This window comes from Vulcaniibacterium tengchongense (assembly GCF_003814555.1).
GTDB classification, from domain to species: Bacteria; Pseudomonadota; Gammaproteobacteria; order Xanthomonadales; family Xanthomonadaceae; genus Vulcaniibacterium; species Vulcaniibacterium tengchongense.
Genome location: NZ_RKQN01000001.1, coordinates 892,197 through 905,776, shown reverse-complemented (window position 1 = coordinate 905,776; position 13,580 = coordinate 892,197). Strand labels below are relative to the sequence as shown.

General features: G+C 69.2%; 10 protein-coding genes. 5 read left to right on the top strand and 5 right to left on the bottom strand.

The features are described 5' to 3' along the window. The first annotated feature begins 58 nt into the window (after nucleotides 1-58). The 3 genes from betI to betA all read left to right on the top strand — a co-directional run bounded on the left by betI (nucleotide 59) and on the right by betA (nucleotide 3,898). Nucleotides 59-646 (top strand): transcriptional regulator BetI, encoded by a 588-nt coding sequence (gene betI / locus EDC50_RS04070; RefSeq protein WP_123769164.1) that lies wholly within the window; start codon nucleotides 59-61, stop codon nucleotides 644-646. A gap of 26 nt (nucleotides 647-672) precedes the next feature. Continuing rightward, nucleotides 673-2,145 carry a betaine-aldehyde dehydrogenase gene (gene betB, locus EDC50_RS04065; protein WP_123769163.1) on the top strand — a complete coding sequence of 491 codons (1,473 nt, stop codon included), beginning with the start codon at nucleotides 673-675 and terminating at the stop codon, nucleotides 2,143-2,145. A gap of 79 nt (nucleotides 2,146-2,224) precedes the next feature. Then, nucleotides 2,225-3,898, top strand: coding sequence for a choline dehydrogenase (betA, locus tag EDC50_RS04060; protein WP_242002958.1), 1,674 nt, complete (start codon nucleotides 2,225-2,227; stop codon nucleotides 3,896-3,898). A 72-nt stretch (nucleotides 3,899-3,970) separates the two neighbouring features. Here betA and EDC50_RS04055 read toward each other — a convergent pair whose 3' ends face one another. Continuing rightward, nucleotides 3,971-4,417: a nuclear transport factor 2 family protein gene (locus EDC50_RS04055; protein WP_123769161.1), complete on the bottom strand. Its 447-nt coding sequence runs from the start codon at nucleotides 4,415-4,417 to the stop codon at nucleotides 3,971-3,973. Between the two features lie 143 nt (nucleotides 4,418-4,560). Here EDC50_RS04055 and EDC50_RS04050 point away from each other — a divergent pair, with 143 nt between their 5' ends. Continuing rightward, complete coding sequence (locus EDC50_RS04050; RefSeq protein ID WP_123769160.1) at nucleotides 4,561-6,240, top strand: long-chain fatty acid--CoA ligase; 1,680 nt, start codon at nucleotides 4,561-4,563, stop codon at nucleotides 6,238-6,240. A gap of 157 nt (nucleotides 6,241-6,397) precedes the next feature. After that, the gene (locus tag EDC50_RS04045) at nucleotides 6,398-7,267 is read left to right on the top strand and encodes a crotonase/enoyl-CoA hydratase family protein (protein ID WP_123769159.1); all 870 of its coding nucleotides are present in this window, start codon (nucleotides 6,398-6,400) and stop codon (nucleotides 7,265-7,267) included. A 6-nt stretch (nucleotides 7,268-7,273) separates the two neighbouring features. On the opposite strand, the gene EDC50_RS04040 is transcribed toward EDC50_RS04045, so the two are convergent. From EDC50_RS04040 to prfB, 4 genes are all read right to left on the bottom strand, one after another. Next, complete coding sequence (locus EDC50_RS04040; RefSeq protein WP_123769158.1) at nucleotides 7,274-9,442, bottom strand: ATP-binding protein; 2,169 nt, start codon at nucleotides 9,440-9,442, stop codon at nucleotides 7,274-7,276. Between the two features lie 5 nt (nucleotides 9,443-9,447). After that, nucleotides 9,448-10,506: a cyclic di-GMP phosphodiesterase response regulator RpfG gene (gene rpfG, locus EDC50_RS04035; RefSeq protein WP_123769157.1), complete on the bottom strand. Its 1,059-nt coding sequence runs from the start codon at nucleotides 10,504-10,506 to the stop codon at nucleotides 9,448-9,450. A 95-nt stretch (nucleotides 10,507-10,601) separates the two neighbouring features. After that, on the bottom strand, nucleotides 10,602-12,122 hold the full coding sequence (lysS, locus tag EDC50_RS04030) for a lysine--tRNA ligase (RefSeq protein ID WP_123769156.1): 1,521 nt from the start codon (nucleotides 12,120-12,122) through the stop codon (nucleotides 10,602-10,604). Nucleotides 12,123-12,347: 225 nt separating this feature from the next. Further along, nucleotides 12,348-13,476, bottom strand: a protein-coding gene (gene prfB / locus EDC50_RS04025; RefSeq protein WP_123769155.1) for a peptide chain release factor 2 whose coding sequence is annotated in 2 segments (ribosomal slippage) — nucleotides 12,348-13,400 and nucleotides 13,402-13,476 — 1,128 coding nt in all. Because the reading frame shifts where the segments join, the coding sequence is not laid out codon by codon here. Nucleotides 13,477-13,580 lie beyond the last annotated feature (104 nt).

The window sequence follows — 13,580 nt, the reverse complement described above, 5'->3', positions numbered from 1 at the left end:
CGGGATTCGCCTGACCAGCCGCCCGCGCAGTCGGCGGCGCCGTCACCCAGGAGGTCCCATGCCCAAGCGCGGCATACAACCGGTCCGACGCGAGCAGCTGATCCGCGCCACCTACGCGACCATCGACCAGGTCGGTCTGGCGGACGCCACGGTGGCGCAGATCGCCCACGCGGCCGGGCTGTCCGCCGGCATCGTCAGCCACTACTTCGGCGACAAGAACGGGCTGCTCAACGCGGCGATGCGCCAGATCCTGCGCGACCTCAAGGCCGCCGTGGCGCGCTATCGCGGCCGTGCCGACGACACCCCGCGAGCGCAGCTGCGCGCGATCGTCGACGGCAATTTCGACCAGACCCAGACCAACCGCACCGCGATGCGGGTGTGGCTGACGTTCTGGGCGGCGAGCATGCACCAGCCCGAACTGGCCCGCCTGCAGCGCGCCAACGACCACCGCCTCTACTCCAATCTGTGCTGGCAGTTCCGCCGGGTCCTGCCGCCCGAGCGCGCCCGCGCGGCGGCGCGCGGCCTGGCCGCGATGATCGACGGCCTGTGGCTGCGCGGCAGCCTCGCCGGTGGCGACTTCGACGTCGCCCAGGCGCGCGCCCTCGCCTACGAATACCTGGACCACCAACTCGGAGCCGGCGCCTGAGCGCCGCGCCCGCCAAGGAGCACCCGATGCCGCAGCTGCCCCTGCAGAAGCTCTACCTCCACGGCCGCCATGTCGACGCCACCGGCGGCGGCACCTTCAAGACCGTGAATCCCGCCAACGGCGAGGTGCTGGCGGAGGTGCAGCGCGCCTCGCGGGACGACGTCGAGCGGGCCGTGGAAAGCGCCGAGCGCGGCCAGCGCGAGTGGGCGGCGATGACCGCGGTGCAGCGCTCGCGCATCCTGCGCCGCGCGGTGGACATCCTGCGCGAGCGCAACGACGAGCTGGCGCGCCTCGAAACCCTGGACACCGGCAAGGCGTATGCGGAGACCTCGACCGTCGACATCGTCACCGGCGCCGACGTGCTCGAGTACTACGCCGGCCTGGCGCAGGCGATCCAGGGCGAGCAGGTGCCGCTGCGCGAATCGAGCTTCTTCTACACGCGGCGCGAACCGCTGGGCGTGGTCGCCGGCATCGGCGCCTGGAACTACCCGATCCAGATCGCGCTGTGGAAATCGGCGCCGGCGCTGGCCGCCGGCAACGCGATGATCTTCAAGCCCAGCGAGGTCACCCCGCTGACCGCGCTGAAGCTGGCCGAGATCTACACCGAGGCCGGCGTGCCGGACGGGGTGTTCAACGTCGTGCAGGGCCCGGGCCGCGAGGTCGGCCAGTGGCTGACCGAGCATCCGCGGATCGAGAAGATCTCCTTTACCGGCGGCGTCGAGACCGGCAAGAAGGTGATGGCCGCCGCCGCCGCCTCGTCGCTGAAGGAAGTGACGATGGAGCTGGGCGGCAAGTCGCCGCTGATCGTGTTCGACGACGCCGACCTCGCCCGCGCCGCCGACATCGCGGTGATGGCCAACTTCTTCAGTTCCGGCCAGGTCTGCACCAACGGCACCCGCGTGTTCGTCCCGCGCGCGATGCAGGCGGCCTTCGAGGCCGCCGTGCTGGAGCGCGTGGCGCGCATCCGCGTCGGCGACCCGATGGACCCGGCGACCAACTTCGGCCCGCTGACCAGCTTCGCCCACATGGAGAAGGTGCTGGCGCTGATCGAGAGCGGCAAGCGCGAAGGCGCCCGGCTGCTGGCCGGCGGCGGCCGCGCCACCGACGGCGCCCTGGCGCGCGGCGCCTACGTGCTGCCGACGGTGTTCAGCGACTGCCGCGACGATATGGCCATCGTGCGCGAGGAGATCTTCGGGCCAGTGATGAGCATCCTGGCCTACGACGACGAGGACGAAGCGGTCGAGCGCGCCAACGCCACCCACTTCGGCCTCGCCGCCGGCGTGGTCACTTCCGACCTCGCCCGCGCCCACCGCGTCATCCACCGCCTGCAGGCCGGCATCTGCTGGATCAACACCTGGGGCGAATCGCCGGCCGAGATGCCCGTGGGCGGCTACAAGCAGTCCGGCGTGGGCCGCGAGAACGGCATCTCGACGCTGGCGCACTACACCCGCATCAAGTCCGTGCAGGTCGAACTGGGCCCGTACGCCTCGGTGTTCTGAGCCTTCCCATCCCACGAGGCGTCACCGCCCGCCCCTCGGGGCGGACGGGCCGAATTTGCAGGAGCGATCCGTGAAACAGATTCCCGAATACGACTACATCATCGTCGGCGCCGGCTCGGCCGGCAGCGTCCTGGCCGCACGGCTGACCGAGGACGCCGACGTGACCGTGCTGCTGCTGGAAGCGGGCGGGCCGGACTACCGCCTGGATTTCCGCACCCAGATGCCGGCGGCACTGGCCTACCCGCTGCAGGGCACGCGCTACAACTGGGCCTACAAGACCGACCCGGAGCCGTTCATGAACAACCGCCGCATGGATTGCGGCCGCGGCAAGGGGCTGGGCGGCTCGTCGCTGATCAACGGCATGTGCTACATCCGCGGCAACGCGATGGACTACGACCATTGGGCGCAGACCCCGGGCCTGGAGCACTGGACCTACCTGGACTGCCTGCCCTACTTCAAGAAGTCCGAAACCCGCGACATCGGGCCGAACGACTACCACGGCGGCGACGGCCCGCTGTACGTCACGACCCCGAAGGCCGGCAACAACGAGCTGTTCCACGCGATGGTCGCCGCCGGCGTGGAGGCCGGCTATGCGCGCACCGAGGACCTCAACGGCTACCAGCAGGAAGGCTTCGGGCCGATGGACCGCACGGTCACCGCGCGCGGACGCCGCTGCAGCACCGCGCGCGGCTACCTCGACGTCGCCCGGCAGCGGGCCAACCTGACCGTGGTCACCCGCGCCCTGACCGACCGCATCCTGTTCTCAGGCAAGCGCGCCGTCGGCGTCGCCTGGCTGCAGGGCGATCTTCCGCAGCAGGCGCGGGCGCGCCGCGAGGTGCTGCTGTGCGGCGGCGCGATCGCCTCGCCGCAGGTCCTGCAGCGCTCCGGCGTCGGCCCCGCCGACCTGCTGCGCGAGCTCGACATTCCGCTGGTGCACCACCTGCCCGGCGTCGGCGCCAACCTGCAGGACCACCTGGAGATGTACGTCCAGTACGAATGCAAGAAGCCGGTGTCGCTGGCGCCCGCGCTCAAGCTGTACAACAAGCCGGCGATCGGCGCCGAGTGGCTGTTCCTCGGCACCGGCATCGGCGCCAGCAACCAGTTCGAGGCCGGCGGCTTCATCCGCAGCCACGACGACTTCGAGTGGCCGAACCTGCAGTACCACTTCCTGCCGGTGGCGATCAACTACAACGGCAGCAACCCGATCAAGGCGCACAGCTTCCAGATGCACGTCGGCTCGATGCGCTCGCCCAGCCGCGGCCGCATCCGGTTGCGCTCGCGCGATCCGCGGGTGCACCCGAGCATCCTGTTCAACTACATGTCGCACGAACAGGACTGGCGCGAGTTCCGCGCCGCGATCCGCATCACCCGCGAGCTGTTCGCGCAACCGGCGCTGGCGCAATACACTGGCCGCGAGATCTCGCCCGGCGCCCAGCTCCGGACCGACGCCGAGATCGACGCCTTCGTGCGCGAGCACGCCGAAACCGCCTACCATCCGTCCTGCTCGAACAAGATGGGGCCCGAAACCGATCCGATGGCGGTGGTCGATGGCCACGGCCGCGTCCACGGCCTCGAGGGGCTGCGCGTCGTCGACGCCTCGATCATGCCGCAGGTGGTCACCGGCAACCTCAACGCGCCGACGATCATGATGGCCGAGAAGCTCGCCGACGCGATCCGCGGCCGTGCGCCGCTGCCGCGCGCCCAGGTGCCCTACTACAAGGCCAACGGCGCGCCGGTGCGCCGCATCGCCTGACCCGTCGGCCGAGCCGCGCCCGTCCGTGCCCGCCGCCGTCGTGCGGCGGGCGCGGCGGTCGAACGCGGCGCATCAGGACCGCGGCGTCCATTCCGCGCTGACCAGGCGCCATTCGCCCTCGACCTCGCGCCAGCCCGTCCGTACCGCGTAGAGCCGCGCGGCGTCCGGCAACCGACCGCTGCCGCCCGTCAGCGCGGCGGTGAAGCTGACCTCGGCGCGATCGCCCCGTAGCCGCACGTCCGCCGGACCGAGACTCACGCCGACGTGCCGGTAGCGCAGGAAACTCGCCTGGGCCAGGCGTCGGGCACCGGCCCGGTCCAGGCCGCCGGGGCCGATGAAATCCTCGGCCAATGCCCCCTCCAGCGCGTCCGCATCGCGCTCCTCCACCGCCGCCTGCAGCGCCTGCAGGCTTTCTCGCAGGCGCTGCTCGGGTCCGGGCCGGGCGCATGCGGCCAGCGCCAAGGCGGCGGTCAACAGCAACGGCCCAAGGGTCGGGCTTCGGATCGGACGGACCTGCATGTTCGGTTCCTTGGTTGCCGGCGCGCCGCTGCGGCGCGCCTTGCCAGCTTTCGGCGGCCTATGCTCCAATCGGCCGAATCCGCCGTACGGCAGCGAATACACGGCCGCGGCGCAGCGTAACACCCGAGCACGAAGGGGGAGCGATGAGTTTCGAACGCCCGTGGCTGGCGCAGTATCCGCACAACGTTCCGGCCGAGATCGACGTGGACGAGTACCGTTCCGTCGTCGCGGTGCTGCAGGCGGCGATCGACAACTTCCGCGACCGCCCCGCGTTCGCGAACTTCGGCAAGGCCCTGACCTACGGCGACATCGACCGGCTCAGCGCGCAGTTCGCCGGCTACCTGCTCGGCGAGCTCGGGCTGAAGAAGGGCGATCGGGTCGCGATCATGATGCCGAACTGCCTGCAGTACCCGATCGCGACCTTCGGCATCCTGCGCGCCGGGCTGACCGTGGTGAACACCAACCCGATGTACACCGCGCGCGAGTTGCGCCATCAGCTGCGCGACTCCGGCGCGAGCGTGATCCTGGTGGTGGACAACTTCGCCCACACCGTGCAGGAGGTGATCGCCGACACCGCGGTCAGGCAGGTCGTCACCACCGGCCTGGGCGACATGCTCGGCTTCCCGAAGGGCCCGCTGATCAACTTCGTGCTGAAGTACGTCAAGAAGATGGTGCCCGAGTACAGCCTGCCGGGCGCGATCCGCTTCCGCGACGCGCTGGCGCTCGGCGAGCGCCATCCGTTGCCGCAGATCGACATCGACCCGGAAGACGTCGCCTTCCTGCAGTACACCGGCGGCACCACCGGCGTGGCGAAGGGCGCGATGCTGACCCACCGCAACATGGTCGCCAACATGCAGCAGGCGGCGGCCTGGGTCGGCACCAACGTGAAGCCGGGCGAGGAAACCATCATCACCGCGCTGCCGCTTTACCACATCTTCGCGCTGACCGCGAACGGCCTGGTGTTCATGAAGTTCGGCGGGCTGAACCACCTGATCACCAACCCGCGCGACATGAAGGGGTTCGTCAAGGAGCTCAAGAAGACCCGCTTCACCGCGATCACCGGCGTCAACACGCTGTTCAACGGCCTGCTCAACACGCCCGGCTTCGACCAGGTCGACTTCTCCGCCCTGCACCTGACGCTGGGCGGCGGCATGGCGGTGCAGCGTTCGGTCGCCGACCGCTGGAAGCAGGTGACCGGCTGCACCCTGGTCGAGGCCTACGGCCTGACCGAGACCGCGCCCGCCGCCTGCATCAACCCGATGGACCTGAAGGAGTACAACGGTTCGATCGGCCTGCCGATCCCGTCCACGGACGCCTGCATCAAGGACGAGGCCGGCAAGATCCTGCCGGTCGGCGAGATCGGCGAGCTGTGCATCCGCGGCCCCCAGGTGATGAAGGGCTACTGGAACCGCCCGGCCGAGACCGCCGAAGTGATCGACGCCGACGGCTGGCTGCACACCGGCGACATGGCCCGGATGGACGAGAAGGGGTTCGTCTACATCGTCGACCGCAAGAAGGACATGATCCTGGTGTCGGGTTTCAACGTGTACCCGAACGAGGTCGAGGACGTGATCGCGATGATGCCGGGCGTGCTCGAGGTCGCCGCCGTCGGCGTCCCGGATGACAAGTCCGGCGAGGCGGTCAAGGTGGTGATCGTCAAGAAGGACCCGTCGCTGACCGCCGAGCAGGTCAAGGCGCACGCGCGCCAGCACCTGACCGGCTACAAGCACCCCAAGTACGTCGAGTTCCGCGCCAGCCTGCCCAAGACCAACGTCGGCAAGATCCTCCGCCGCGAGCTGCGCGACCCGCCGGCGGCGGGCTGATCCGGCTGCGGCCGCGACCGCTCGTCCCGCACTCGCCCCTCTTCGGAGGGGCGTGTCATTTTGGCTCCTGCCCCCGGTGTAGCATCAAAAACGTGGGCTTTGTCACGCCGTCCGTAGCCCACCCCTACCACGGACGGCCAACCGGGGACTTTCCAAAATGAGCACGATCCAGAAACTGCATCCCGCACCCAAGTACGCGACCCTGCGAATCGAGTCCGATCCGGCCGGCGACTGCCATTGGATGTATATGCACGAGGACATCGGACAGGGAGTGCGCCCGTGCTTCCGGACCGAGTTGATGGAAGATATGTGGAGCTTCCTCGACTCGATCACGCTGCGCGAAGACCAGCGCCAGCCCGGCCGCCTTCGTCATCTCGTGCTGGCATCGTCGGCTCCTGCGGCGTTCAACCTCGGCGGCGACCTGGAGCTGTTCTCGAAATTGATCCGCAACAACGACCGGGACCGCTTGCTGGCCTATGCGCGCAGTTGCGTCGACGGCGTCCATCACTTCCACACGGGCCTGGGCGGTGATGTGCGCACAATCGCGCTGGTACAGGGCGATGCGCTCGGCGGTGGGCTGGAGCTGGCCTTGTCGTGCCACACCATTGTCGCCGAGGAAGGCGTCGAGATGGGCCTGCCGGAAGTTCTGTTCGGCCTGTTCCCCGGCATGGGGGCCTATTCGTTCCTATCCAGGCGCGTTTCGCCCCAGCTCGCTGAAAAACTGATCCTCGAAGGCGCGATCCTGCCCAGCGAAGAGATGCACAGGCTCGGCGTGGTCGACGTACTGGCACCCAAGGGCGAGGGCGAGGCGGTGGTGCAAGACCTGATCCGCAAACAGCATCGCGCACCCTACGCGCATGTCGCCATGAACGCCGTGCGGGGACTGTCCCAGCCGGTCAGTCATGCCGAGCTGTTGGCGATCACGGAGGTCTGGGTCGATACCGCCCTCGCGCTCGGCGAAAAGTCGCTGCGCACGATGGAGCGTATTGTTCGCGCGCAAAGCCGGCGCTCCTCGAAGGCCGCCTGAACGAGGCTAGGACGAGCGCTCGTCCCCTTGGGCCCCGCGCGCTCGTTCCCGTGCCTTCAGCGCCGCCCTCCCCTGGGCCATGTGTTCGTTGAGCATGCTGAGCCGATGCCGCCACTCGCTGGCGATCTGCCAGTCGGTGAGCCGCATCAGCTCGCCGCTGACGGAGGCCAGCTTGATCAAGCCGAGGTTGCTGGCCACACCCTTGAGCGCATGCGCGTGCTCGCGCATGATCGCCCAGTCTTCGCCGGCCGCGGATGCGTTCAGGGCTTGCAGGCATCCATCTGCGTCACGCAGGCATTGGGCGACGAATTCGCGTTCGAAGCCCTCCCCCATTCCCAAGGCCTGCAGTTCGTCGAGCACCGCGCTGTCGAGGACGTGGTCGCTCACCGGCACGTCGCGCACGGCCACGACAGGGGTGGTGACACGGCCGTTGTTGGCGATCTCCGCCAAGGTGTCCAGCAGGCGCGTCGTCGAAACCGGCTTGGACAGGAACGCCCGCGCGCCGGCCTGCTCGCAGCTGCGGATCGATTCGGGCGTGACGTCCGCGCTGAGGATCAGCACCGGCGTGCGCGGCCCGCCCCCGGCCTGCATCACCCGCATCTGCCGCAGCAGATCGAGGCCGCTCACGTCCGGCATGTGCAGGTCCGCGATTACCGCGTCGTAGTCGACCGCGGCGACGGCGTTGAGCACCGCTTCGCCGCCATCGACGCAGGTCACCTTGTGCCCCGCCTTCTCCAGCAGCCGCTGCAGCACGCTGCGGTTGGCGGCATGGTCGTCGGCGACCAGGATCGACAGGCTGCGCACGCGGGCGCGGTGGCGCAGGAACGGGTCGCCGAAGGCGATCACGTTCTTCGGCGCCTCAGCCTCCGCCGCGGGCCTTTCCGGCTGCACTGCCGGGCCGGCCTCGGCCTCCGTCCGCACGCGCTCGAACGGCAGTTCGACCCAGAAGCGGCTGCCGCGCTGTTCGCGGCTCTCGAAACCGATGCTGCCGCCCATCGCTTCGGTGAGGCCCTTGGCGATGGTCGTGCCCAGGCCGGTGCCGCCGTAGCGGCGCGCCAAGCCCACGTCGGCCTGCTCGAAGGCCTCGAACAGGCGCTGGCGCATCGATTCGGGAATGCCGATGCCGGTATCGGTGACGGCGAAGCGCAGCTCCACCCGGTCGGCCGTCTGCGACACCACGGTCACGTCGAGGCGCACCGAGCCGTGATCGGTGAACTTGACCGCATTGCTGGCCAGGTTGAGCAGCACCTGGCGCAGGTGCACCGCGTCGCCGCGCAGCGCCTCCGGCACGTCGGGCGCCACCGTGGCCTCGTAGCGGATCTGCTTGGCGCGCGCCTGCGGCTGCAGGATCAGGCCGACGCTCTCGACCACCTCGCGCGGCAGGAATTCGACGGCATCGAGCTTGAGCTTGCCCGCCTCGATCGCGGAGATGTCGAGCACGTCCTCGACCAGCGCCAATAGGGTGCGCGTCGAGGCCTGGATGGTGTTGAGGCATTCGCGCTGCTCGGCGTCGAGCCGGGTCGTCGCCAGCAGTTCGGACATGCCGGCCAAGCCGTTGAGCGGCGTGCGGAATTCGTGGCTCATGTTGGCCAGGAACCGGCTCTTGGCCTCGTTGGCGCGTTTGGCCTCCTCGGTCGCGCGGGTCAGCGCGCGCAACAGTCCGGACAGGTACAGCGGAATCGCGATCAGCCCGAGCAGCAGCCCGATGCCGATCACCGGATTGCGTTGCCAATAGGGGGTGATCGACACCACCGCGCCGAAACTGAAGCAAGCCATCGCCACCGCGGCATAGAGATAGCGATTGCCGTAACGCAGGCCATTGCCGACGGTCACCCACATGATGATCACGTAGACCCAGGCCAGCGGCTCGCCCATGTGAATCATGGCCAGCCCCATCAGGCCATAGTCGGAGACCATGCCGATCGCCCGGCGCACGCCCGACTTCCCGGGCGAGGCCAGGATCCAACCGATCAGGACCAGGCCGACGGCGAAGCCCACCTCGACCATGGTCAGGACATTGACGTACTGCTCGCGAGGCAACGAACCGCCAGCGCCGCGCACCAACAGGTAGACCAGCACCACGAACAGCACCGCGATGCGCACGAACGCTTGCTCGTGCTCGCTGTCGCCGCGATGAGCCAGCCGCCTCCGGACCCAGTGGTATGCGCTGACCATATCGGCTACTCCATGCCCGGCCGGGCGCTCACCGTCGAGAAGCGGGCGCAGATGTCTTCCAGCCGCTCGCGGCTGCGGATCAGCGCGTCGACGCAGCGCGGATCGAACAGGCGGCCGCGTTGCGCGTAGAGGTAGCCCAGGGCCGCGTCCATGTCCCAGGCCTTCTTGTAGGGACGCGGCGAGATCAACGCGTCGAACACGTCGGCCACCGCGACGATCCGCGCCTCCAGCGGGATCTCCTCGCCCACCAGGCCATCCGGGTAGCCGCTGCCGTCGTAGCGCTCGTGGTGACGCAGCGCGATCAGGGCGCCGGTCTGGATGAAGCGGTTCTGGCTGCCGCTGAGCAGTTCGTAGCCGATCCGCGGGTGCCGGCGCATCACCGCGGTCTCCTCCTCCGTCAGGGGGCCGGCCTTCATCAGCACCGCGTCGGGGATCGCGATCTTGCCGATGTCGTGCAGCGGCGCCGCCATTTCGATCACCCGCACCTCGTCCTCGAACATGCCCAGCTGCTCGGCGATCAGGCCGGCGACGTGGGCCATGCGCTCCAGGTAGGCGCTGGTGCCGGCGTCGCGGTATTCGATCGCCCGCGCCAGCCGCGACAGGGTCTCGCGCTCGCGCTCCTCGACTTCGTGCATGCTCGACAGCAGGCGCTGCTCCAGCGACAGCGCGCGCTGCTTCACGCTCTCGGATTGCTGGCGCAGCTGCAGCAGGTTGCGGCAGCGCGCGCGCAGTTCGCGCGGGCGCACCGGCTTGACCAGGAAGTCGATCACCCCAGCCTCGAGCGCCGCCTGGCGCACCGGCTCGTCGCCGACCACGGTCACCAGGATGATCGGGATGTCGCGGTGCAGCGGCAGGCGGCGGAAGCGGCGCGCGAACTCGAGCCCGTCGATGCCGGGCATGCGGTAGTCCAGCAGCAGCAGGTCGGGCTGGTGGCTCTCGCACCAGCCCAGCGCCGTCTCGGAATCGCCGAAATCGTGGACACGCAACTCCGAGGCGATGTCCTCGATGATGTGGCGCAGCATCGTGCGCGCTGAGGTTTGGTCATCGACGATGACGACGTTCACGCCGGTTACCCCTGGACCGTCTACGCGGCGGCCGACACCGGGAGAATACCGCGACAGCGGCCGTCAGGCAGCCGCCTCGTTCGCGGCCGGCCGGCTCAACCACCCGCTTCCGGTCGCATGTAGGGGAACAGCAGCACGTCGCGGATCGAGGCCGAGCCGGTCAGCAGCATCACCAGCCGGTCGATGCCGACGCCCAGGCCGCCGGTCGGCGGCAGGCCGACCTCCAGCGCGCGGATGTAGTCGGCGTCGTAGTGCATGGCCTCGTCGTCGCCGCCGGCCTTGGCCGCGACCTGGGCCTGGAAGCGCTCGGCCTGGTCCTCCGGGTCGTTCAGTTCGGAGAAGCCGTTGGCCAGCTCCTTGCCGCCGATGAACAGCTCGAAGCGGTCGGTGATGCCCTTCTCGGTGTCGCTCTCGCGCGCCAGCGGCGAGACCTCGACCGGGTAATGGGTGATGAAGGTCGGCTGCACCAGCCGGCCCTCCACGGTCTTCTCGAAGATCTCCAGCAGCAGCTTGCCCCAGCCGTAGTCGGGCTTGACCGGGATGCGCAGGCGTTCGCAATGCGCGGCCAGGGCCTCGCGGTCGCGGCAGTCGGCGGCGGAGATCGATGGATTGAAGTGCCGCACCGCCTCGTCCAGGCGCCAGCGCCGGAACGCCGGGCCGAGGTCGATGGCCGCGCCTTCCCAGAAGGTCTCGGTGGTGCCGAGCACCTCGCGCGCGACGTCGCGGATCATGCCCTCGGTCAGGTCCATCACCTCGCTGTAGGCGACGTAGGCCTCGTACAGCTCGAGCATGGTAAACTCGGGGTTGTGCCGGGTCGACACGCCCTCGTTGCGGAAGTTGCGGTTGATCTCGTACACCCGCTCCAGGCCGCCGACGACCAGGCGCTTCAGGTACAGCTCCGGCGCCACGCGCAGGTACAGTTCCAGGTCCAGCGCATTGTGGTGGGTGACGAAGGGCCGGGCCGCGGCGCCGCCGGGGATGTAGTGCATCATCGGCGTCTCCACCTCCAGGAACCCGCGCGCATCGAGCCAGGCGCGGATCGCGCGGATGATCCGGCTGCGCTTGACGAACACCTCGCGCGCTTCCGGATTGACGATCAGGTCGACGTAGCGCTGGCGGTAGCGCTGCTCGACGTCGGCCAGGCCGTGGAACTTGTCGGGCAGCGGCCGCAGCGACTTGGTCAGCAGGCGCAGGCGCTCGGCCTTGACCGACAGCTCGCCGGTCTTGGTGCGGGTCAGCGTGCCCTCCGCGCCGACGATGTCGCCGACGTCCCAGCCCTTGAACGCCTCGTAGGTCTCGCCCAGCGCGTTGGCCTGCAGGAACAGCTGGATGCGGCCGGACTCGTCCTGGATCTGCACGAAGCTGGCCTTGCCCATCACCCGCTTGAGCAGGATCCGCCCGGCCACCGCCACGCGCCTGGCCTGGCCGTCCAGCGCCTCCGCGGTCCAGCGCTCGGCGTCGGCGAACTCGCGCTGCAGGTCGCCGGCGAAGTCGGCGCGGCGGAAGTCGTTCGGGAAGGCCACGCCCTTGGCGCGCAGCGCGGCGAGTTTGGCCCGGCGCTCGGCGATCAGGCGGTTCTCGTCGGCGTGCGTCGGCGGGGGCGTCGTGTCGGTCATGGTCTTGTGGTGGGGATGGAAGGGTTTTTCGCCGCGGATGTTCCCGGACAAGCGCGGGCCAGGTGTTTTATACCGTCATCCCCGCGCAGGCGGGGCTCCGGCTCTTGAGGCGAACGGCCCCGGACGACCGTTTTCGCCGGATGACGTGCCCGGGCGCAGGCGCCGTCCCGGGCGTACTTCGGATTCCGTCCCTATCGATATTTGTCCGCGCGATCCGCCGCCGGATCAAACCGCGTCGGCCCGCTTGGCGCCGGCCTCCAGGCCGGCCTTGAGGCTGGCCTCGACGAACTCGTCGAGGTCGCCGTCCAGCACCTTCTGCGTGTCGCTGCGCTCGAGGCCGGTGCGCAGGTCCTTGATCCGGCTCTGGTCGAGCACGTAGTTGCGGATCTGGCTGCCCCAGCCGATGTCGGACTTGGACGCCTCCAGCGCGTTCTTCTCGGCGTTGCGCTTCTGGATTTCCAGCTCGTACAGCTTCGCCGCCAGCATCTTCATCGCGCGGTCGCGGTTGGCGTGCTGGCTGCGCTCGGTCTGGCAGGCCACGACGATCCCGGTGGGCACGTGGGTGATGCGCACCGCCGACTCGGTCTTGTTGACGTGCTGGCCGCCGGCGCCGGAGGACCGGTAGACGTCGGTCTTCAGGTCCGCGGGGTTGATCTCGATGTCGATCTTGTCGTCGACCTCGGGGCTGACGAACACCGAGGTGAAGCTGGTGTGGCGGCGGTTGTCGGAATCGAACGGGCTCTTGCGCACCAGGCGGTGCACGCCGGTCTCGGTCTTCAGCCAGCCGTAGGCGAAGTCGCCCTCGACCCGGAAGGTCGCGGACTTGATCCCGGCCACTTCGCCGCCGGACACCTCCAGCAGCTCGGTCTTCCAGCCGCGCGACTCGGCCCAGCGCAGGTACATGCGCAGCAGCATCTCGGCCCAGTCCTGGGCCTCGGTGCCGCCGGCGCCGGCCTGGATGTCGACGAACGCGTTCGCGCCGTCCATCGGGCCGGAGAACATGCGCTGGAACTCCAGCTTGTCGACGTCCCTGGCGTAGCGCTCGACGTCCTCGACCACCGCCAGCGCGGTGCCCTCGTCGTTCTCCATCTCGGCCAGCTCGAGCAGCTCGGCGGCGGAGGCGAGGCCGTCGGTCAGGCTGCGGATGCCGCCGACCACCTTGTCCAGCGAAGCGCGCTCGCGGCCCAGCGCCTGCGCGCGTTCGGCGTCGTTCCAGACGTCGGGGCTCTCCAGCTCGCGGTTGACTTCTTCGAGGCGTTCGACCTTGCGGTCGAAGTCAAAGATACCCCCTCAGCGAATCCAGCCGGTCCCGAAGGTCGGCGATTCGCTGACGGACGGGATTCAGCTCGATCATGGCTGCCGTGTCCGTGGTTTCTGTGCGGATGAGAACCGGCGATTCTAGCAAGCCGCCGCCGGTTTCGGCGGTATCGCCGCCTCCGCACGGCGAGCCGCGCGATG